Annotated in this window: 21 protein-coding genes and 5 pseudogenes; 17 read left to right on the top strand and 9 right to left on the bottom strand. The window is 33.0% G+C overall.

Annotated elements, in window-relative coordinates; all coding sequences use genetic code 11:
- Nucleotides 1-42: 42 nt before the first annotated feature.
- Together MHH45_RS07135 and MHH45_RS07130 are read left to right on the top strand one after the other, a co-directional pair.
- A pseudogene (locus MHH45_RS07135) lies at nucleotides 43-420 on the top strand (DDE-type integrase/transposase/recombinase); the annotation flags it as partial.
- Nucleotides 421-845: 425 nt separating this feature from the next.
- The gene (locus tag MHH45_RS07130; protein WP_002068860.1) at nucleotides 846-1,079 is read left to right on the top strand and encodes a YuzF family protein; all 234 of its coding nucleotides are present in this window, start codon (nucleotides 846-848) and stop codon (nucleotides 1,077-1,079) included.
- Nucleotides 1,080-1,146: 67 nt separating this feature from the next.
- Here the strand turns inward: MHH45_RS07130 and MHH45_RS07125 are convergent, their stop codons facing one another.
- Nucleotides 1,147-1,422 (bottom strand): hypothetical protein, encoded by a 276-nt coding sequence (locus MHH45_RS07125; protein WP_016131314.1) that lies wholly within the window; start codon nucleotides 1,420-1,422, stop codon nucleotides 1,147-1,149.
- Nucleotides 1,423-1,906: 484 nt separating this feature from the next.
- Nucleotides 1,907-2,896: a LacI family DNA-binding transcriptional regulator gene (locus tag MHH45_RS07120; protein ID WP_016114401.1), complete on the bottom strand. Its 990-nt coding sequence runs from the start codon at nucleotides 2,894-2,896 to the stop codon at nucleotides 1,907-1,909.
- Between the two features lie 98 nt (nucleotides 2,897-2,994).
- Here MHH45_RS07120 and MHH45_RS07115 point away from each other — a divergent pair.
- Both MHH45_RS07115 and MHH45_RS07110 read left to right on the top strand, forming a co-directional pair.
- Nucleotides 2,995-4,316 (top strand): annotated as a pseudogene (locus MHH45_RS07115) (DegT/DnrJ/EryC1/StrS family aminotransferase).
- Nucleotides 4,303-5,163, top strand: coding sequence for an HAD-IIB family hydrolase (locus tag MHH45_RS07110; RefSeq protein WP_088094682.1), 861 nt, complete (start codon nucleotides 4,303-4,305; stop codon nucleotides 5,161-5,163). The pseudogene MHH45_RS07115 and the gene MHH45_RS07110 overlap by 14 nt, the downstream one beginning before the upstream one ends.
- 136 nt (nucleotides 5,164-5,299) lie before the next feature.
- On the opposite strand, the pseudogene MHH45_RS07105 reads toward MHH45_RS07110, so the two are convergent.
- From MHH45_RS07105 to MHH45_RS07090, 4 genes and pseudogenes are all read right to left on the bottom strand, one after another.
- Nucleotides 5,300-5,530: pseudogene (locus MHH45_RS07105) on the bottom strand (DDE-type integrase/transposase/recombinase); the annotation flags it as partial.
- Nucleotides 5,531-5,578: 48 nt separating this feature from the next.
- The gene (locus tag MHH45_RS07100) at nucleotides 5,579-6,265 is read right to left on the bottom strand and encodes an IS6 family transposase (protein ID WP_016114405.1); all 687 of its coding nucleotides are present in this window, start codon (nucleotides 6,263-6,265) and stop codon (nucleotides 5,579-5,581) included.
- Nucleotides 6,266-6,737: 472 nt separating this feature from the next.
- On the bottom strand, nucleotides 6,738-7,583 hold the full coding sequence (locus MHH45_RS07095; protein WP_016114406.1) for a hypothetical protein: 846 nt from the start codon (nucleotides 7,581-7,583) through the stop codon (nucleotides 6,738-6,740).
- Nucleotides 7,584-7,632: 49 nt separating this feature from the next.
- Complete coding sequence (locus tag MHH45_RS07090) at nucleotides 7,633-8,394, bottom strand: SDR family NAD(P)-dependent oxidoreductase (RefSeq protein ID WP_016132728.1); 762 nt, start codon at nucleotides 8,392-8,394, stop codon at nucleotides 7,633-7,635.
- A 111-nt stretch (nucleotides 8,395-8,505) separates the two neighbouring features.
- On the opposite strand from MHH45_RS07090, the gene MHH45_RS07085 reads away from it, so the two are divergent.
- The 4 genes and pseudogenes from MHH45_RS07085 (at nucleotide 8,506) to MHH45_RS07070 (ending at nucleotide 11,206) form a co-directional block, all read left to right on the top strand.
- Nucleotides 8,506-8,868 carry a MerR family transcriptional regulator gene (locus tag MHH45_RS07085; RefSeq protein ID WP_016132729.1) on the top strand — a complete coding sequence of 121 codons (363 nt, stop codon included), beginning with the start codon at nucleotides 8,506-8,508 and terminating at the stop codon, nucleotides 8,866-8,868.
- A gap of 365 nt (nucleotides 8,869-9,233) precedes the next feature.
- A pseudogene (gene hfq / locus MHH45_RS07080) lies at nucleotides 9,234-9,420 on the top strand (RNA chaperone Hfq).
- A 365-nt stretch (nucleotides 9,421-9,785) separates the two neighbouring features.
- Nucleotides 9,786-10,406, top strand: coding sequence for a recombinase family protein (locus MHH45_RS07075; RefSeq protein ID WP_340862176.1), 621 nt, complete (start codon nucleotides 9,786-9,788; stop codon nucleotides 10,404-10,406).
- 140 nt (nucleotides 10,407-10,546) lie between these two features.
- Nucleotides 10,547-11,206 carry a serine/threonine protein kinase gene (locus MHH45_RS07070; protein ID WP_141497420.1) on the top strand — a complete coding sequence of 220 codons (660 nt, stop codon included), beginning with the start codon at nucleotides 10,547-10,549 and terminating at the stop codon, nucleotides 11,204-11,206.
- Between the two features lie 96 nt (nucleotides 11,207-11,302).
- Here MHH45_RS07070 and MHH45_RS07065 read toward each other — a convergent pair whose 3' ends face one another.
- The gene (locus tag MHH45_RS07065; RefSeq protein ID WP_033671114.1) at nucleotides 11,303-11,671 is read right to left on the bottom strand and encodes a DUF6262 family protein; all 369 of its coding nucleotides are present in this window, start codon (nucleotides 11,669-11,671) and stop codon (nucleotides 11,303-11,305) included.
- Nucleotides 11,672-12,219: 548 nt separating this feature from the next.
- Nucleotides 12,220-12,429 (bottom strand): annotated as a pseudogene (locus MHH45_RS07060) (dioxygenase); the annotation flags it as partial.
- A 232-nt stretch (nucleotides 12,430-12,661) separates the two neighbouring features.
- On the opposite strand from MHH45_RS07060, the gene MHH45_RS07055 reads away from it, so the two are divergent.
- From MHH45_RS07055 to MHH45_RS07020, 7 genes are all read left to right on the top strand, one after another.
- Entirely contained in the window at nucleotides 12,662-13,585 is a 924-nt protein-coding gene (locus MHH45_RS07055; RefSeq protein WP_016114416.1) for an alpha/beta fold hydrolase, read from the top strand.
- A 57-nt stretch (nucleotides 13,586-13,642) separates the two neighbouring features.
- The gene (locus tag MHH45_RS07050) at nucleotides 13,643-14,248 is read left to right on the top strand and encodes a pentapeptide repeat-containing protein (protein WP_016114417.1); all 606 of its coding nucleotides are present in this window, start codon (nucleotides 13,643-13,645) and stop codon (nucleotides 14,246-14,248) included.
- 78 nt (nucleotides 14,249-14,326) lie between these two features.
- A complete protein-coding gene (locus MHH45_RS07045; RefSeq protein ID WP_016114418.1) occupies nucleotides 14,327-14,773 on the top strand; it encodes a GNAT family N-acetyltransferase in 447 nt (148 codons plus the stop codon).
- Nucleotides 14,774-14,800: 27 nt separating this feature from the next.
- Entirely contained in the window at nucleotides 14,801-15,145 is a 345-nt protein-coding gene (locus MHH45_RS07040; protein WP_016114419.1) for a YunG family protein, read from the top strand.
- A gap of 92 nt (nucleotides 15,146-15,237) precedes the next feature.
- Nucleotides 15,238-16,563: a bifunctional S-methyl-5'-thioadenosine deaminase/S-adenosylhomocysteine deaminase gene (locus tag MHH45_RS07035; RefSeq protein ID WP_170927960.1), complete on the top strand. Its 1,326-nt coding sequence runs from the start codon at nucleotides 15,238-15,240 to the stop codon at nucleotides 16,561-16,563.
- A gap of 182 nt (nucleotides 16,564-16,745) precedes the next feature.
- On the top strand, nucleotides 16,746-18,374 hold the full coding sequence (locus tag MHH45_RS07030) for a peptide ABC transporter substrate-binding protein (RefSeq protein ID WP_016114421.1): 1,629 nt from the start codon (nucleotides 16,746-16,748) through the stop codon (nucleotides 18,372-18,374).
- Between the two features lie 455 nt (nucleotides 18,375-18,829).
- Nucleotides 18,830-19,048 (top strand): helix-turn-helix domain-containing protein, encoded by a 219-nt coding sequence (locus MHH45_RS07020; protein WP_077295453.1) that lies wholly within the window; start codon nucleotides 18,830-18,832, stop codon nucleotides 19,046-19,048.
- On the opposite strand, the gene MHH45_RS07015 is transcribed toward MHH45_RS07020, so the two are convergent.
- Nucleotides 19,034-19,489 carry a GNAT family N-acetyltransferase gene (locus tag MHH45_RS07015; protein ID WP_088094434.1) on the bottom strand — a complete coding sequence of 152 codons (456 nt, stop codon included), beginning with the start codon at nucleotides 19,487-19,489 and terminating at the stop codon, nucleotides 19,034-19,036. The two genes, MHH45_RS07020 and MHH45_RS07015, sit on opposite strands and share 15 nt — an antisense overlap.
- 312 nt (nucleotides 19,490-19,801) lie before the next feature.
- Here MHH45_RS07015 and MHH45_RS07010 point away from each other — a divergent pair, with 312 nt between their 5' ends.
- The gene (locus MHH45_RS07010; RefSeq protein ID WP_016114424.1) at nucleotides 19,802-20,500 is read left to right on the top strand and encodes a response regulator transcription factor; all 699 of its coding nucleotides are present in this window, start codon (nucleotides 19,802-19,804) and stop codon (nucleotides 20,498-20,500) included.
- A complete protein-coding gene (locus tag MHH45_RS07005; RefSeq protein ID WP_033671115.1) occupies nucleotides 20,466-21,560 on the top strand; it encodes a HAMP domain-containing sensor histidine kinase in 1,095 nt (364 codons plus the stop codon). The genes MHH45_RS07010 and MHH45_RS07005 overlap by 35 nt, the downstream gene beginning before the upstream one ends.
- The last annotated feature ends 2 nt before the right edge of the window (nucleotides 21,561-21,562 follow it).

The raw sequence follows: 21,562 nt of genomic DNA, 5'->3' as shown, positions 1-21,562 counted from the left end.
TTTTTTAATAATATCTCACTTTTGCATGTCGTTCATTACCGGCTTCTTCATAAACGAGACACACAAGCAGCATATGCTTTTATGAAAAGACTCGTTCGAACTTTTGGAGAACCAACAGTTCTGACGACAGATAAGGCTCCTTCTTTAGCTTCCGCATTCGAAAAATTAAAGAAGATAGGTCTTTACAAAAATACCTTTCATCGTACAATAAAGTACCTCAATAATATCATCGAGCAAGATCATCGACATGTGAAACGTCGATTTTCCCGTTCCTTAGGCTTTCAAAGTCTTCGCCATGCCTCATGTACTATTAAAGGTATAGAAACTGTTCATGCCATATACAAACAAAAGCGAAGTCTTCAACCAAACTTCGCTTTTTCGACATATAACGCATTATATGAATTATTACTATCTTCATAAAACTGGTCCGCAATATTCCTCATCTCTTTATGTTTTCGGAAACTTTGCAACAGAATCTGTGATTATCATAAGAGCTACAGGGGGAAAATATGGAGTGTTTTTGTTGTTAGCAATTTTACTTAACGCACGTATTACTAAAGAATCTCAAAAAAAGTATAAGCAGTATTCTAATAAAGGGCGTATATAAAATGATAAATATCTTGAAAGGAACAACCTAGATGTACATTCAAAATATCCCTATATCATTACCTATTAACTAGTAAAAATAACCTTATATAAATAATTTTTTAGTAATTTAGAAATAGAAAACGTACCTTATTAAAATGTTATTTTCGTTCATATAATGAATTATCCTTCTAGCATATTTATAAGATTTATATCATATATTAAGAGAAAGAATGCAAGTTAGAAAGGAGTCTTATAGAATGAGTTATTTGGAGGGAAATGACTTTAGTGAACAAAATATGGTAAGTGTACCAAATCCCTACGTATATCAGACATTACAATCAGTAATTGGTAAACATGTGGTTATTGAAACTGTAAGAGGTAATGTAAGAGGAAAGTTAAAGGATGTGAAACCAGATCATTTGCTCATTGAAGATACGGTACCGTATATTGTACGCATTCAACAAATTGTATGGATTATGCCAAAACAATAATCAAATTATACCTAATTTGATTTATAAAAGATTAGTGTCATAGACGATCAAGTAAAAACACAGGGTTTTATCTCTGTGTTTCTTCAAATTTTCGTTTTTGAATATATGCTTGAGCATGAATAACTTCTTCCTGAAGCTCTCTTAATTCTTTCATAGATTCTGATTCAATAGCCATGTAAGTAGTAACTAAACTAATCATCATATCCATCTTCTCTACTATATTTTGAATGACCTGTTCAGATTCCTCTTTTTTAGGGTGTTGTATTGCTGTTAATACATCTTCTATATAATTATTCTTTCTTTGCTGGATATCATAAATAAACTGCTTTGTGTTTGAGTTCATTTGTTGTTCCTCCGTTTTGGATATACTTCTATTCTATCATATTTGAATAGAAAATATTGGATTTCCCTAAATTTACACCTGTCTCCCACATCTCCTCAAATATACAAACTAATTCCTTAACGTACAGGGAACTGATCGAAATGTGTCAATTTCATGTCTAAACGTACAATTTTCTTTTTTGGGTATGGTGACCATGCCCATCAACTTAAGAAATTGGTAGTTCCCCAAAACGAAGAAAATGAGTTGAATTCTCATAAATAACTGTAAAATAATATACTTTTCGTTTTGGGGACACTTCAGAATATTAGCTTGATGGGCATGTTGCCATACCCCAATATGTTATAAGTTACTGCAAAAATGCAAGAATAATAGTCCGAAAAAATTCATTGTATTACAAAATTGAAGATTTTATCTTCATATATAAGTTTCTCAACAATTATCTTTTGCATGAATAGCTCATCTCATATAAAATGACCAATTACATTTATGTCGATTCACGAATAATTAGATTCGTAGGGTATTGAATAATTTTACGGCCAATACTATCTTTTGAATCTATATATATTAGTATTTCACTAACAACACGTTTGCTTGATTCAACTATTGGAATATCAATAGTACTTATTGTTGGACTTGTAACTTTACAAATTAACTGATTGTCATAGCCACAAACGGCAAGGTCAGTTGGAATATTATACCCTTTTAAAGTAGCATTTTTAATAACTCCAGCTGCTACTTGATCATTACCAGTAAATAATGCCGTAGGTCTGTCTTTTAAATTATTTAACTTCTCAAAAATTCTAAACCCATCTTCAACAGTAATTGCATTTCCAAATAGCCATTCTTTTTTATATGATAGCTGTTTTTCTTCTAGAGCATGAAGATATCCTTGTTTACGTTTTAATTGAGCTTGACTATTAAGCGAATCGTAGCAAAAACCAATCTTCTCATGTCCTTTACTAATTAAATGTTTAACTGCTTTATAGCCCGCTTCATATTCATCATAGCAGATTATTGGAATAGGAGCAGTTTCCTCATATTCATTACACAGTAGTATTGGACCATGTGTTAAGTAACACTCCACATCTTTCCACTTATTTTCTAAGGATGCGAGAATTACACCATCCACAGCTTTATTTTCTAACAATGCTAGTAATTCAAGTTCTATTTTTTTTTCGTAAAAAGTCTGATAAATCAGTAATTTATAATTGTGTTTTAATAATTCTTTAGATATCTCTTTAGCAAGTTGACCAAAAAAAGGATGAGCAATATTAGGAATAGATAGGGCTATGGTTTGTGTTTTATTTATCCTAAGATTCCTAGCAATAGAACTAGGAGTATAGTTTAACTCTTTCATTACTCTCAATATTTTTTCGCGTTTTTCTGAATTTACATAAGGATGATTATTTAACACTCTTGAAATTGTGGCATTTGATACATTACATAGTTTGGCTATTTCTTTAATTGTTACCATAGAATCACTCCATAAAAAAAAATGTTGACATGTAATCGTTAACATAAAATATATTCTATTCATGATCTTTAAAATAATTTCTTAGAGGTGATTTTAACGTGAAAACTCTTACTACAGTTTCTGGTCATAGCAAAGATCATTTAGCCTTATTGAAATACTTACAGGGCGAAACAAAAGGTATTGAATTCGAAATTAGCAATATATTACCGAATCATAAAATGAAAAAATTATTTAAAGATAATAAATTGGATAATAATGTCGATATAAATAAAGATATTTTCAATTATAGCAGAAAAATATACAGAAAATAGAATTCATGCCTGTAAACCGTTTAATTTCTACAGAAGAAATTGACGGAATAATGAGAACCTTAAAAGAAGTATTACCGACAGGACAATTTACAAGTGGCCCATTTTCAAAAAAGTTAGAGGAAGTAATCGGGGAGTATTTAAACAAGCAATTTGTAATTGCAACAAGTAGTGGTACAGATGCTCTTATGGTTTCATTATTATCTATTGGAATCCAGCCAGACGATGAGGTAATTATGCCTGCTAATAGTTTTGCTGCTACAGAGAATGCTGTGTTAGCAATTGGAGCAAAACCTGTTTTTGTAGACATAGATCGTCAAAATTACTACATGGATCCAACTAAAATAGAAGAAGCCATTACTCCAAAAACAAAATGTATTTTACTAGTACATCTGTATGGTAAACAATGTAATATGAAAAAGATCCGTCAAATTGCAGATACTTATCAATTGAGAATTGTTGAGGGTGCTTGTCAGGCTATAGGTTCTTCGGATCTTGGGAAATACGGAGATATTTTAGTTCTCAGTTCTAATCCATATAAAAACTTCGGTGTTTGTGGTAAAGCTGGCGCAATCGTTAGTAATGATGAAGATCTTGCAATTCAGTGTAATCAATATAGCTATCACAGTTTTGAAGTCGATAAGAAAAATAAAAAGGTATTAGATTTTGGCTTCAATTCTAAAATTGATAACTTACAAGCAGCAATTGGTTTGGAGAGAATTAAACATTTATCGTATAACAATTTTAAAAGAGTATATTTAGCTCAGCGATATATAAATAATCTAAAGGGATTAATGAATAAAGAATTAATACAACTATCTAAGATGACGGAAGACAATGTATGGCACCTGTTCCCTATTAGAGTTAGAAATGGGAAGAGGGATGAGCTGAAAAAGAAGTTGAAACAGCTGTATAACATTGAAACAGATATTTATTACCCTGTATTAGCTCATAAGCAAAACACTTGTTTGATTAAGGATAAATATATAAATGCTAATTTATTAAATACAGAGTTAGTTCATAAAGAGATATTACATTTACCTTTATACCCAAATATAACATTAGAAGAAGAAGACTATGTGATGGAGGGATTAATTAATGTTACTAAATAATAAAACTTTAAATTCTTTAACATTCGAAAGATTACCAGAAGTTGAAAATCCTAAATTTGTAGTGTTTTGTGATTTTGATGAAACTTATTACCCTCATGATATGGATGAATCCAAAAGAAATAACATGAAATTGTTAGAAGAGTACTTATATGAACAAGGAAGTAATGGTCATCTAGTAATTGGTTGGGTAACTGGGAGTAGTTTAGAATCTATCATTGAAAAAATGAAAAAAGGATCCATCCAGTATTTCCCTCATTTTATAGCAAGTGGATTTGGGACAGAAATAGCATACTTTAATAGTAATGGTATTACATTAACTGATCAAAGATGGGAAGAAAAGCTTGATAATAGTGGATTTGCACCTGGAAAAATTGATGAAATCATTGATTTATTAGAAAGCGATTATGGTGTTTTTTTACAACCACAGACACAATTAGGAACCTCTAAATACAAATTTAATTTTTATTATGAAAAACAAAATGAAGTTGTAGATACTAAAAGTTTGAAAAATATAAAAGAAATTGCAGAGCAATATCAAGTAGGGGTTAATATTAACCGGTGTAATCCATTAGCAGGTGATCCAGAGGATTGCTATGATGTAGATTTTATTCCGATTGGAACTGGGAAAGATGAATTTGTTAAGTTTATTTTAGGTAAATACGATTTAAGAAGAGAAAATGCAATTGCGTTTGGAGATAGTGGGAATGATTTAAAAATGCTTAAAGCGGTTCAACATGGTTACTTAATACAAAACGCGACAGAAGAAGCTAAAAAAGCGCATTCTATGTTAGTTCAAGGTGAATATTCCATTGGAATTTTAAATACTCTAAAGCACATTATTAATTAAAGGAGATGTTCTTGTAATGAATATTGGAATTGTAGGTACAGGTGGAATTGCAAAAGCTCACTGTAGAGCATTATCTACTAGGTTCCGTTGCAAAGTTTTTTAACACATAAAAAGTTGAAGGAATTGCAATTGAATTTTATGAAGCCGTTAATAATTTTTGTAATTCGTTATAAGTCGAAAAGAAGAAGTCTGATTGAAGACTTCTTCTTTGTTTATATAGGGCATGAACCGTTTCAATTCCTTTTATTGTACGTGAAGCATGGCGAAGTGTTTGAAATCCTGAGGATTTAGCAAACCGGCGCTTCACATGGCGATGATCTTGTTCTATGTAATTATTGAAATGTTTGATTGTAGAATGGGTTCTGTTGCAAAGTTTCCGAAGATATAAAGAGATGGGGAATATTGTGAACCAGTTTTATGAAACTATTAATAATTCATGTAATGCGTTATACGTCGAAAAAACGAAGTTTGGTTGAAGACTTCGTTTTTGTTTGTATATGGCATGAACAGTTTCTATACCTTTAATAGTACGTGAGGCATGGCGAAGACTTTGAAATCCTAAAGAACAGGAGAATCGACGTTTCACATGTCGGTGATCTTGCTCAATGATATTATTGAGGTACTTGCTTGTACGATGAAAGGTATTTTTGTAAAGACCTATCTCCTTTAATTTTTTGAATGCGGAAGCTAAAGAAGGGGCCTTATCTGTCGTCAGAACCGTTGGTTCTCCAAAAGATCGAACAAGTCTTTTCATAAAAGCATATGCTGCTTGTGTGTCCCGTTTTTGACGAAGTTGAATATCAAGGGTTTGTCCCTCTTTATCAATTGCTCGATATAAATAACACCATTTCCCTTTCACCTTGATATAGGTTTCATCCAAACGCCAAGATAACAATATGTTTTTGTTTTTCTTTTTCCAAATGTGATAGATAAGATTTCCATATTCATGAACCCAGCGCATGATAGTTGTTGGATGAATAGAAATACCACGTTCTTTGAGAATTTCAGACACATCGCGATAACTTAAAGAAAAACGACAATAGTAGCCAACGGCTATTAAAATAATATCCTTCTTGAACTGTTTCCCTTTAAAATATCCCATCTGTGATTCTCCTCGTTTTCTTTTTCGAAAGTGTAGCTTAGTTTAGAAAACTTTGCAACAGAACCTTAAAAACAATGAAACTGTAATACATACCACACCTAAAAATATGAATAAATAAATCATTTTTTTCTTCATGAATTCCTTTCCTATGGAGGTAATGTTGAGCGGGAACTGACCCTCACGTTCCCACTCTTAATATAAAAAACTATTGGATTCGACCGATTACAAATTTTTAACGAAAAAATATGTTAACCTTTCCACCGCTTGGTCAACATATTTTGGTATATCATAAAGAGCGACGTTGAAACCCTCCCAATTTATTAGGAGTTACTTTGCACTTCCCGGCACGGTTGCTCCTTCTACCTCTAATAAGAATTGCCGACTTATTAACGTACGATTTTCTTTTTTGTTCGTATCAAGCCCATAGCCTTTTTCTTTTATCTATCATAAAAGAAAAAGGCTATGTTCTAAATTATTCTACTATTTGAAATGGCTTTGTTTGAGTTACTTTCATCATTCTCATACGAGCAAATCGCTCATCTAAATTATTTTCAAGCACCCATTCATGATGTGTTTCTGCAACCATTGGCTTATTATCCACAGAAATACCTTCCCATTCAAAATCTACGGAAACATTTATCGTGTTATCCACATTTTCTGTAACTGAGAGGTTTTTTGGATAATGTCCGCTTTGTTTCACTTGACTCGAAGCGGTTGCCAACCATTCGTTAAATCCTTTTAATGTATCGATTTCAGAACCTGTACTTAAATTCAATTCAAATTGTTCTGCTAGTAATTCTTTGAATTTGTCACCGTTCACAGATGCTGTTTCCATTAAATATAACCAATAATGCATAAATGATTTTGCTCTATTGTCTGCATAGGCAGATGTAAATTGTGGATTTTCCACATTACCGATTGGCTCTATATGGACCTTTGTAAAAGGAGGCAAGTCATTCTCTCTAAGTTTCAGGATTGTTGAATAATGAATTCTGTAGCTGTATCTACTATCATCTGGGCGTATATTTTGATAAAGAATATCTGCTTCTAATGAAAGTTCTTCATCGTTCAACTGTTTGATTGATGTGTTTTCAACATGATGCGCATTTTGCCATCCTTCAAACATTTTTAATCTATCTTCTAAACCACTTTTACCTTTAGAAGTTCCAGCTTGAGATGAAATTTCAATTTCATCCCCTAAAATGTCTAACTGGTTTTCTAGACGATATTTGTTAAATGGGACTTCATATACTTGATACCAACGATAGTATTGTGTTAATGCTAAATGATTATTTTGAATGTCTTTAAACTTTTTCATGTTTTTTACGCTCCTTTAGGATCTAAAACTTCAAATTGGGTACACCAGATTATTTTCTTGTTCTCGTCACATACGGAAAAATTGGTTCTCTTAATTGGAACTCATACGTTTCTCCATTCACAATTCCAACAACATTCTCGCTATCATACAGATCTAACATAAATCCAGCCATTTCTTTTGCAGTATGAAATTTAGGAATTACATCTTCATATTGGAATTCATCTGCATCCAAAGAACGTTTAGCAAATTCCGTTTCAGTTGCAGCAGGAGCCAAAACCTTTGCTTGCATGACTGCCCCTTTTTCTTTCAATTCTTGTGCTAGACCTTCTGTAAAGGCACTTACATAGAACTTTGTCGCGCAGTAGGTCACAGCATCGGCAACAATCAGGTATCCTCCTCCTGAAGAAATATTGATAATTTGCGTTCCTTCAACATTTGCATAGTCACGTACATAAAGAGAGGACAGAACGGTCAATGATTCAATATTCAAGTGAAGCATCGTCTCAATTTTATTTAAATTTTGTTCCCCAACGGAAGCAAAGTTTCCAAACCCAGCATTGTTAATCCAGGTCTCAATTTGATAATCCTGAAGACTTTCGTAGAATTCATAAACATTTGTAGTAACAGATAAGTCTACGTTTCGAATGACAACATCAAGGTCTGCGTTAATGTCAGCCACTTTTGATTTTAGCTTTTCCAATTCCTCCGTTCTGCGAGCTGCTACGATTAAGTTTTTTCCGCGAGCCGCAAAAGCAAGAGCCGTTTCATACCCAATTCCTGAACTGGCACCTGTAATAACTGTATATTTCATATAAATTCCTCCTGAATTTTATCCAATTGATTTTATTGTGAATGAACTATGAGTTGATTATAATGATTAGAGTAAGCTCTAAGTCAAGAAAAATTAATGTGGAGGTTTCTTATGCACACCATTGGTGAAGTGGCTAAAATTTTAGAGATAAGTACACATACTTTGCGGTATTACGAAAAGGAAAAAATTATAATTCCTGGTCGTGATGCCAGCGGAGACAGACGATATAACGATTCTCATATTAAATGGCTGCAATTTGTTATCAAGTTAAAAGAAACACAAATGCCTATTGCGAAAATAAAGAAGTATGCTTCATTAGTTTTAGAAGGAGAACATACCGCACTAGAGCGGTTAAGCCTTTTAGATGAACATAAACACTCTATTAAGAAACAAATCAGAACGTTAAAAGCTGCGGATGAGATGCTTGAATATAAAATTGCGGCTTACAAAGATTTCATCAGTAAACGAGATTAGATGCAGGCTCTATAAGGGCGAACGCCACATCTCCATGGGGTAGAAGGGGCATCCGTCAATTTTGGAGTAATCATCTGTCCAATAAATATAAAAATAAAAACAACCGAATCCTTAACGTACAAGGAATCGGTTGTTTTGCGTCTAAAATGTGTCTAAACGTACAATTTTCTTTTTTTGATATGGTGACCCATGCCCATCAACTTAAGAATTCAGAATTACCCTAAAACGAAAAAATGAGCTTTCTTGTAATAAAAAACAAATCCATAATACTAGGAGATTCCTTTTGAATGGCTATATTGAGAAATACGTGTATAAACCAGTATTTAAATTTCAGTATGATACGATTATAAAAAGGAGGGATTCATTTGAATGGTCTACAAGAAAAAACGTATGAATTATTTAAAGAAAAAAAAGCCAGTCACTGTATTTTTAAAGAGTGGGGTTCGGATAACTGGGCAGATTCTTGCAATGGACAAATTTACGATTCTTATGATGGTTCATGGTAAACAGCAACTTGTTTACAAACAAGCCGTTTCAACTATTACTACATAATACATATGAGAATGATTTGACCATTTCTTAACATTTTCTCAATATTACATTATACATATATGCGATATAATAATAAGTAATTCTCTTTATCTTACTTCTATATATTTGTTGTTTCCTGTACAGAATCCTAATGATTAGGGTTCTTTTTTTGTTCCGAAAGGTACACCTTTTGAGCCACTTTTTATTACCACGTATTCAAAGATGTGGAGAACCCTTGGTGCGTCTATAAAAGTATACCTTTACAGATATATAGGAAACTATAAAAAACCACGTCTATAAATATCCGTTTCTTATTTTACAGACATCCGTTTATTTTATATACCTTTACAGACATAATTGCTATAATTATCAATGAGGTGTAGCATATGAAACATAAAAAATTTGGATATGTGCGAGTTTCGAGTAAAGATCAAAACGAAGAACGGCAAATTCAGAATGTGAAGAATTTAGGGATAGAAGAACGGGATATTTTCATAGATAAAGAATCTGGAAAAAATATGGAGCGAGAGAATTATAAAATGCTAAAACGTCTTGTTCGTACAGGAGATACCATTGTGTTTGATTCCTTGACAAGACTTGGAAGAAATATGAATGATACATTAGAAGAATTTAGATATTACGAAAAACATAAAGTAAATTTACAATTTATAAAGGAACCATACATTAACGTCAATTACACTGGAGAAAGTACAAATGATGTTATTCAGAGCGCAATTCAAAAAGCAACACTGACAATATTATCTGCCTTTGCAGAAAAAGAGCGAATTGATATTAAACAACGTCAAGCTGAAGGAATTGCTCTTGCCAGAAAACAAGGTAGACGTTTAGGACGTCCGCCTGTTGAAATAACAGAAGAATTTACGGATGCTTACAAGGAATGGAAATCTGGTTCAATTACAGCAGTAGGAACCATGAAAAAGTATGGCATCAAACGTTCTTCTTTTTATAAGCTTGCTAAACAGTATGAGGAAAGAATGAAAGAATAGAGAGACAAAATTTTAATTTGTTAAGATAGTAATTGAGGTAGCACCAACATTCGTTAAAATGTGGGTGGGCCCCCTTTTAGCAAAACCGGAGTGGAAATGATGAGTATAAATAGTTTTGTGGGATTGATAAAGGACGAATTATGAGTATAAATAGTTTTGTGGGATTGATAAAGGACGAATTATTAAAAGAGGTAAGCATAAGAAGTGAGGATGAATTCGAGCCTGTAGTAGTTAAAGATATTCCTAGACTTTGGAAGTGTTTAGGGACAGGTAATTATGCCGCAGTATTTATGCACAAAGAATACAAAGATTGGGTAGTGAAAGTTTACGCGCGAGAAGGAGAAGGAATTGAAAAAGAGTCAGAAGTATACCGAAGAATCGGAAATCATCCTTCTTATTCGAAGCTTATATATAAAGGAGAAAATTTCATAGTATTGAAACGTTTAAAAGAAATTACCTTATACGATGCTATTCATAAGGGGATTAAAATTCCTAAGCAGGTAATCCTTGATATCAATGAAGCTTTAGAGTATGCAAGGGAACAAGGATTAACTCCTTGTGATGTTCACGGGAAAAATGTGATGATGGAAAACGGAAGGGGATATGTAGTCGATGTATCTGATTTCTTAAAAACAAAAGAAGATAGTAAGTGGAGAGACCTAGAAAAGGCATATTTTACATTTTACTTGCCTTTCATTTATAAATTGCCTTTCCCTGTTAAAATACCGTATTTCATGTTAAACATTGTTAGACGTTCATATAGAAAATATAAGAAGCTTAAAAAGAAATTCAAATTGTAAAAGGACCACATACTTATCTTTAGGTTAGATAAGTGAACCACTAGTAAACAAAAGGACCGTACATTTTAGATATGTCTAATATGTACGGTCCTAATTTTATAACTTCATGAAGTAATTAGTAAACTTTTTATTTTCTTTTTCACGCAATTGCTTATTTTCTTCTTCAAGCTCTTTATTCTTTTTCTCTAACTTTTCAATTCTTCTTTTAAGAGAAACGATGACGGCATTTTGATTGTTCTCGTCCTGTTTAATCCTAGAGTCCACAAATGCTTTTTCTTGTTGATTTCGCAAGAAATTGAGGCGTTCTTTGAGCTCTGTATGGTTATACAGTGTGGCTTTACTCACTCCGGCTTCTTCTGCCACACTATTGAAGTTAATTGCTTTAGAGCTCTTGGTTAGACGTTTTATAGCTTCCTCAACCTTAGCTATAGTTGTCTGTTTCCTTTTTTCGTGTAGCTTCCTCAGCTGCTCTTCACAGTCGAAATTTGCTTAGCGTATGTTTTCGTTAAAATGTGGGTGGGACCCCATACCCATCAAGCTAAGACTAAGTGAAACTCCGTTCAACTAGATTTTTTCTTTTTTCTAAAGAATTTATATCAGCTGTCTCAAAATCTGCATACCAAATAAACCCAATAGGGTTTATTTGGTGTGCAAATCTTTAAAGGGCTTACACTGGATCTTTAGGAAAAAGAAAAATCTCACGTAAAATTAAATTTATATAATCTTAGCTTGATGGGCATGTGGTGCTACCCCGTATACAAATTTTATAAGAAAGTTCGATCAAAAGTTTTTATAAACCTTGCAACAACAATGTTTTCTTGAAAAATCTTCCTCTAAAACGGTTAAACTTTCTTCAAACCGGTACGACTTTATTTCAAATCAACATGTACACATTTTATCGTGAGCGTCCTATTTATGTACAGTGAACCTTTAATGCGTGATATGTTTGAAAATTAAAGGTTTGGATGATATTTGAAGAATATGTACATAAAAGTTTACGGAGATATATCCGTTTCGGGAGGGAATCCGCCGAAATCATAAATGGTTTCATATTCATTATCTGAAGATGAGATGGTTAATACTTCAGTTTCCCAGTGTGCTGTAAAAATAACAATTGCTTTTGGTTTATATGTTTCTCCAAGTGTTTTTAGAAAACGTGTATAATCTGTATCTTGAATAGCAAGCATTGGTGAGCCGTGTGCTAAAAATAATGATGGTATCATAATTGCTACCTCCTAAAAATATAATGATTACTTTACGTAAGTAACTATATAATTATATTTATTGTTCGTCAAGATAAAATAATTTGAGGATTCGTTTAGAAAATACAGTGTTTGTCATAACGAAAACAATTGCATATAATACATAGTAAGAAGAATGAATAGTGATTCATTTTTTTAGGATATAGATTGCTATTGTTCTGCAATAGATTATATAGATTTGGAGGCCGTCAAAATGAACATACAGGAAAGCTTTGTTACGGTATTGGATGGATCGGAAATTTATTTACGTAAGTGGCTGCCGGAAAGTGGACTTCGTGGAATTGTACAGATTGCACATGGTATGACGGAACATGCTGGTGTCTATACAGAATGCATTGATGCTTTGTTGAAAGCTGGTTATGGTGTGTATGCTCATGATCACCGGGGACATGGAAAAACAGCAAAACAAGAAGAGGATTACGGCCATTTTGAACCGAATATTGGCTGGGATCAAGCTGTTACTGACATAATCTTTGTATCGGAACTTATTCGTAATGAACATACTTGTCCACTTTTTTTATTAGGGCATAGTATGGGTTCTTTCTTATCTAGACGTGCTGTACAACTTCGTGGTGAACTATATGATGGATTCCTTATTTCTGGGACAGGTGGAAATCCTGGGTTTTTAGGTGTAGTAGGTCATAGAGTGGCAACAGTTGAAATGAAGCTTCGTGGTGCAAAAACAAAAAGCCCAATGTTGAACTTTTTATCATTTGGAAATTTTAATTCGAACTTTAAACCGAATCGTACAAAGTTTGATTGGCTTTCTTCAGATACAAATCAAGTTGATAGATACATAGAAGATCCATTATGTGGTTTTATTTGTTCAACAAGTTTTTATCGTGAATTATTTAACGGTGTGCTTGAAGTGAATAAACTAGAGGAATATAAAAAAACACCTAAAGACCTCCCGATACATATTTTTTCCGGAGATCGTGATCCAGTGGGAGATATGGGGAAAGGCGTAAAAGAAGTATACGATATGTATAAAAATTGCGGTGTGAAAGATGTAACACTTCGTCTATATGAAAATGGAAGGCACGAAATGTTCCATGAAGTAAATAGGGATGAAGTATTTCAAGATTTGATTTCTTGGTTAGATGAACATATTATATAAAAAGAAACCTCACTTTTGTTGTAGTGAGGTTTCTTTTTGGGAATTTGGAGGGAAAGTATGAGTGAATTTGTAAATAAAGAGTATATAGAAATAGATTTTCGCGATGTTGCTATAAAAGAAGAGGAATTAAAAAATTGTACATTTATAAAGTGTCGTTTTAGAGGTGTAGATGCATCAGAAATTGTAACGGAAAATTGTAATTTCATAGAATGTGACTTCACAGGTGCTCTTTTTAATGCTTCAATTCACCAGGGAAGTACGTTTGCAAATTGTAAATTTTCTGGAGCAAATTTATTTGTTTCTAAGTTTGAGGAATGTAAAATGACGGGTTCTGATTTTGAAGAGGCGAATTTAGATGGAATAACGATTGTATTTGGTGATTGGTCATATACAAATTTAAGATTTGCGAATTTAAGTAAACAAAAATTAAAGGGTATTCGCTTAGTTGAAGCGGATCTTTGTGAGTGTAATTTAGAAAAAGCTGATTTACGTGATGTTGATTTAACAGGTGCACAATTAGGAAAAGCCAAGCTTATAGGTGCAGATTTAAGAGGAGCTGTAGTGGATAGAATTGACTTTAGAGCATTTGATTTACAGAATGTAAGATTGGATATAACGCAGGCGGTTGCTGTGGCGAGGTGTTATGGAGCGAAGGTAGATTAAAATGATGAGAGAACTCTTACTATGATAAAGTATCAGTAAGGGTTCTTTTTGTAATTTAAAGGAAAGGGAGAGGGAGAAATGGTAGTGAGGAAAGCATTATTAAACGAGGCAAATGAACTAAGTCATATAGCACTAACATCAAAGGCAACTTGGGATTATAGCGAAGAATTTATACTAGCATGTAAGGAAGATTTAACGATTACGGAAGAGTATATTAAAAATCACTACGTATATATTTTAGAAAATGAAGGAGTGAAAATTGGTTTTTTTTCATTTCAACGAAAAGAAGAAGATGTTCTCGATTTTTTATATTTACATCCAAATTATAAGGGAAAGGGTTATGGTAACATTCTATGGCAAAGTGTCGTAGAAAAAGCGGTTGAATTAGAAATTAAGAGTTTTACAATTGATAGTGATCCAAATGCGAAAGGCTACTACATGAAAATGGGTGCAAAATTGATTGGAGAGACACCTTCAACAGTTTTTAAAGATCGTGTTCTGCCACTTTTGCAATATGATGTATAAAAATGAGTATACATAGGAGATGCTGAAATGGACGGTTTTGAAATCGCACAAATCTACAAGATTTTAATGAAATCTTGGTCACTTGAAACAAGTTCAAAGTGGACGATAGAAAATCCGGCAAAAGGGCAATGTGGTGTAACAGCACTTGTTATACATGATTTGTTTGGAGGGGAAATAAAAAAGACGCAAGTTGGCGAAGGTTGGCACTTTTACAATGTTATAAATGGAAAGCGATATGATTTTACAGCAACACAATTTTTTGAAGAGATAGCTTATATGGATATTCCTTCTAATAGAGAAGAAGCATTTGCAGACACAAATGATAGGCAATATTATACTTTAAAACAGAAAATGCATATCTTTATGCAATAGAATTTGTCTGAAGTGAAATATCTTTTGACTCTTAATGTTTAATAAGTTACTATAATGGTGGTAACTTATCAAAGGGAACGTACTTCATAGAGTTGAGAGGGGAAATACTTTTGAAAACAGCTTATGTAAGCGCTACGATTGTAACTTTAAATGAACAGAATGAAGTGTTACAAAACGGATATATTCTTGTAGAAGATGGTAAAATTATAGAAGTGAGAAATGGTGAATTCTCTAATGGAAATCAAGTAGATGAAGTAGTAAATCTTAAAGGGAAATGGGTATTTCCAGGTCTTGTGAATACACATACGCATGTTGTGATGAGTCTTTTACGCGGAATTGGCGATGATATGTTATTACAGCCTTGGCTTGAAACGAGAATTTGGCCACTTGAAAGTCAATTTACGCCAGAGCTTGCGGTTGCTAGTACAGAACTTGGTTTATTAGAAATGGTGAAGAGTGGGACGACAACATTTTCTGATATGTTTAATCCAATTGGTGTAGATCAGGACGCGATTATGGAAACGGTTCGTAATAGTGGAATGCGTGCGGCTGTTTCAAGAACTTTATTTAGCTTTGGAACGAAAGAGGATGAAAAGAAAGCAATTCAAGATGCTGAAAAATATGTAAAACGATATTACAGTGAAAACGGCATGTTAACAACGATGGTCGCTCCTCATAGTCCATATGCATGCTCTACTGAAATGTTAGAAGAGTGTGCGAGAATCGCGGTGGAAAACCATACGATGGTTCACATCCATCTTTCAGAAACAGAGCGTGAAGTACGCGATATTGAAGCGCAATATGGCAAACGTCCCGTAGAATATGCAGCAAGCTGTGGTGTATTTAAGAGACCGACAGTTATTGCACATGGCGTTATGTTAAATGAAGATGAGCGCGCATTCTTAGCGGAACATGACGTTCGTGTAGCACACAATCCAAATAGCAATTTAAAATTAGGGTCTGGTATAGCGAATGTTAAAGGAATGTTAGAAGCGGGAATCAAAGTTGGTATTGCAACAGATAGCGTTGCATCTAACAATAATTTAGATATGTTTGAGGAGCTTCGAGTTGCAACTTTATTGCAAAAGGGTATTCATAAAGATGCGACTGCATTACCAGTTGAAACAGCTCTTTCACTCGCAACAAAAGGAGCGGCAGAAGTCATTGGGATGAAACAAACAGGTTCCATTGAAGTAGGAAAGTGTGCTGACTTTATTACAATTGATCCATCCAATAAGCCGCATCTACAGCCAGCAGAAGAAGTGTTGTCACACCTTGTGTATGCAGCAAGTGGAAAAGATGTATCTGATGTTGTAATTAATGGGAAACATATTGTGTGGAATGGTGAATGTAAAACATTAGATGAAGAGCGAATTATTTTTGAGGCAAGTTGTTATAAACGAGGATTGAAGATGTAGTTGAAATAGAGGAATTGATAACGAACGCTCCCCTTTTTAATAAAATACAAGAGGGAAGCGTTTTTTCTGTGAATTTTATGTGAAACAATAAATATTCAATAGAATATCACGACTTTATACTGGTCCTTCTGTTATAATGTATAACGTTTTATAATATTATTTGAATTTAAGGAGAAAAATTCATGAAGCAGAAAAAGAGCCGCTTACTAGTAATTACACTTGTCACATCTTTGATTTTATCGGCTTGTAGTAGTACAGCGAATAAAGTTAATAAAGAGACTCAAAAACAAGTGTTAAATGTAACAGTATCAGAAGAAATTCCTTCTCTTGATACAGCGAAAGTGATGGATGGTACATCATCACATGTGATGCAAAATATATTTGAAGGGTTGTATGTGCTAGATAATCAAGACAAGCCCGTACCTGGTGTGGCGAAGTCATTTGAGAAAAGTGAGGATGGGAAAAGATATACATTCCATTTGCGTAAAGATGCAAAATGGTCAAATGGGGAATCGGTAACAGCACATGATTTTACTTTTTCGTGGAAACGGACATTGAGTCCTGGAACAGCATCTCAATATGCATACATGCTATTTTATATAAAAAACGCACAAGAAATTAATAAAGGTACATTAGCTACTGATCGACTAGGAGTAAAGGCATTAGATGATTATACGCTAGAAGTACAGTTAGAGCAGCCTGTCCCTTATTTATTGCAATTATTAGCGTTGCCTATTTATTTACCACAGCATGAATCATTTGTGAAAGAACAAGGAGATCGTTATGGATTAGAACCAGATAATCTTATATACAATGGAGCGTTTGTGTTAGAAAAATGGAAGCATGAACAAGAATTTCAATTAAAGAAAAATGATACATATTGGGATAAGGGGAAAGTGAAGCTAGATGAAATAAACTTTCATATTGTAAAAGATACAATGACAGCTGTAAATTTATATGAATCTGGTAGTCTTGATCGAGTTCCTATAAATTCTATGTTTGTAGATCGATATAAAGATAATAAAGAATTACATATGGCAAGCGAGTCCGCAATAGCGATGCTTCGTTTTAATGAAGCAAATTCTTTTCTGGCAAATAAAAAATTTCGTCAATCTATTTCTTTAGCACTGAATAAAGAAGGATTTGTAAGTCATTTTATGAATAATGGCGCAGTTCCTGCACAAGGTCTTATACCAATAGGATATACGAATGAAACAAATGGAAAAGATTTTCGAAAGGAAAATGGAAATATTGCTGGTTATGATTTGCAAAAAGCAAAAAAACTTTGGGAAGATGCGAAAAAAGAACTTGGTATAGAAAGTGTCACAGTAGAGTTCTTGACATTTGAACAAGATAATGCGAAACGTATAGCTGAATATATAAAAGGGGATTTAGAAAAGCATTTACAAGGTTTAACAGTGCAGATTAAACAGCAACCATTTAAGCAAAAATTACAGCTAGAACAAACAGGACAATATGATATATCTATGGTAGTATGGGGGCCAGATTATAAAGACCCGATAAGTTACTTAGAATTATTTACGACAGATAATCCGAATAATAAGATGGGGTACTCGAATTCTTATTATGATGACCTTATAAAGAAAGCAAAATATGATATTGTACTAGACCAACAGAAAAGATGGAAAGCCTTACAAGAGGCGGAGCAAATAGTATTGGAAGATGCTGCAATCGCCCCGCTTTATCATACTGGTTCGGCATATATACAGAAGGAATATGTAAAAGGCATTGAAAAGCATCAATTTGGTGGGGGATATACGTATAAACATGCGTTTATAAGCAAAAAATAATAATCTATAAAAAAAGAGCGAATTGCTTGATATGGAGGCATTAGCTCTTTTTTTATGGATTTTAGAATTATTTTAAAACAAATCTAGAAAAAGCTTTTCAAAGGAGAGTTTGCATTTAAGTTTGAAAATTATATTGTTAATGAAAGGAATTGTGTATGCCTTCTATTAAATAGATTTCAGTAAAGAATAAACATTTGTATCATGTGGAACATCATTTTGATACATATAATTTTTCAGAATTCCCTCTTTTTTAACAGTACTCCAACAGAAGTCCCCTTCCTCAAGCACGTGTAGGGCATAGCCCAGGTGATAGGGAGGAGATGAACGTTGGTCGTGCATAGCACGAAGTTTCTATTTCCTTTTTATGTAACTTTGTGTATACTAGGAGAAAAGGGAACGTATATTCTGTTTTGTGTTAGGAATCTGAAAAACTATATCGAAAAAAGGGGGAGGGGATGACAATGTTGCTAAGCCAAAAATACGAGATTTTCCCAACTAAAGAACAAAAAGAAACGTTAGATCGTTGGCTACAATATTGTCGTCAAATTTATAACTCTGCTCTTTTAGATAAACAAAGAAAATATAAGGAAAACAAACAATTGTATACACGTTCTGATATGCAAAAGCAACAAGTAATCGATAAGAGTGTTAAGGAGGGGTCATTCACATCCTAGTTTTGTTAACAAGTGATTTGATGATTCATTTTCAAGAAAAACAACTGCTCCGATACGTGTTAAATTAAGAGTATTAAAACCATATGATATAACTGTAGAAACTGCTTCAGTAGCATAGCCATTTCCCCATTGCTCAGGGAAAAGTGCATAACTTATTTCGGCTCTTCTATGTTCTGAAGACCAATCGTGAAAACCAATTGTTCCAATAATACTAGTACCTTTCTTACCTTTTAACTCAATTCCCCATTTAATACCACGTTTTTCATTATAACTTTCTGCAAAATTTCTAATGATTTGTTTTACCTGTTCTATATTTCTTAATGGGTTTTGACCATAGTAACGTAATACATCTGTATTAGAAAAACAATTTAATATACTTTGTGCATCGGATTCTGTAAGTTCTCTCAAAATTAGCCGTTCTGTTTCTAATATAGGGAACATTCTCTCACTCCTATAAAACTAGATATTCATTAGTTTGTATTGAAATTAGAAAATATCAAATTTTTAACAATGACTTAGAGTAATAATAAAATGCATCAAAATGTTTTTTAATCGATCTTTATATAAGTGGCTCTATTGTATGCTGACGTGCATTTTTATTTTGATTGTAAGTAAAACAAGATTAAAAGTGTGCTGAAAATAATTATAAGGATAATTTGGAAATCTAATTAAAAAGAAATGATGATTCTCTTTTATCACATGTTAATATAGGTGTGTGGAATATATTTCAAATAACATTGAAGAGGATGGACTATGAAACAACAATCTATATTAATCGTAGATGATGACGCAGATATTGTTCAATTCATTGAGGTGCAGTTGAAACAAGAAGGGTTTAAAGTCTTAAGAGCTTATAATGGAGAAGAGGCATTGTATATATTAGATACGAATGACATTCAGTTGGTCATTCTTGATATTATGATGCCCGGAATGGATGGAGTTGAAGTATGTAGAAAAACTAGGGAAAAGTATAACATCCCAGTTATTTTCCTAAGTGCAAAATCGTCGGATATAGACAAAGTCATTGGATTAAGTACAGGAGCAGATGATTACATTGTAAAACCATTTAGTATGATTGAGCTCGTGGCACGGGTGAAAGCACAATTAAGAAGGTATACATATTTCAACCAAATTCCAAGTCAACTACATGAACAGAAAATTCAAATTAGAGGATTAGAAATAGATCAACTATCTAGAAAGGTAACAATATATGGAAAGTTAATCAATCTTACAAAAACGGAATATGATATATTGCATCTGATGGCAAAACATCGAAATCGAGTATTCACATTAGAAGAAATATTTGAAAGTGTGTGGGGAGAAACTTCCTATGAAAGTAATAATACTGTCATGGTTCATATTGCAAGATTAAGAAATAAGATAGAAGAAAATCCAAAGGAATCAAAAATTATACAAAATGTTTGGGGAGTCGGATACAAAATTGAAGATTAAATTATTGCAAGGGATTAGGATGAAATTTTTTCTTGCTTTTATATGTAGCATTTTATTCGCTACCATATGCATTATACTATTTCAAAGTTTGGTTGGAAGTATATATGCAGATGTTGCTAGGTACGAAGAAAAATATTCCTTTATCTATTTTGTTATTTTTCTCATTTTAACCTCACTCTTTTTCTTATTATTGTCAAAGAGTACAGTAAAACGAATAGAACAAATCAATCATAGTGTGAAACAAATAAGCAAAGGCAATTTAGAAGTACATATACCTGTTTTGAAAAGTGATGAGATTGGAGAATTAGCAACGAATATTAATGGGATGGCTGAAAGTTTAAAGGAATCGATTGAGAAAGAAAAACGATCACAAGAAATGAAAAATGAAATGATTCATAATATCTCCCATGATTTACGAACACCTGTAACATCTTTAATAGGTTATGTTGATTTAGTAGAAAGTAAGCTTCATTCAAATGTAGAGGAATGCAATCAATATGTAGCAGTATTAAAGCGAAAAAGTGATGAGTTAAAGAATCAAATAGATGATTTACTAGAATATTGTCATATAAACTACAAGGAAATTCAGTTACATAAAGAGATAATAGGAGTTAAAGCATTAATAGAACAAATCATGATTGATTTTGTACCACAATTAGATGAGGCAAAGCTGCACTTTGAGATTGAGTGTAAACAAAATTTGCAAATTGAAGCGGATATACATGTAATAGTAAGGTTAATACAAAATGTGATCAGTAATAGTATTTCGTATGGGAAATCAGGAAAGAAAATTATCATTCAAATTCTACAGAAAAAACCGAATGTCGAAATAAAAATTAAAAACTATGGACAATGTATCTCAAAAGAAGATCTTCCATATATATTTGAAAAATTTTACCGTGGAGAAAAATCAAGGAATGCTCATACTGGTGGAAAAGGAATGGGGCTGGCTATTGCTAAAAGTATTGCTCAGCTTCATGAAGGGGATATAACGGTATGTAGTAGCAATGAAGAAACAACATTCACGATCCTCTTACCAGAATATAAAGAAGAATTGTAAGA

Origin of the sequence: Bacillus sp. FSL K6-0042, from assembly GCF_038006685.1 — a bacterium.
Taxonomy (GTDB): domain Bacteria; phylum Bacillota; class Bacilli; order Bacillales; family Bacillaceae_G; genus Bacillus_A; species Bacillus_A pseudomycoides.
The sequence above is the reverse complement of the archived record's forward strand: the minus strand, read 5'-3'. Positions and strand labels throughout refer to the sequence as shown.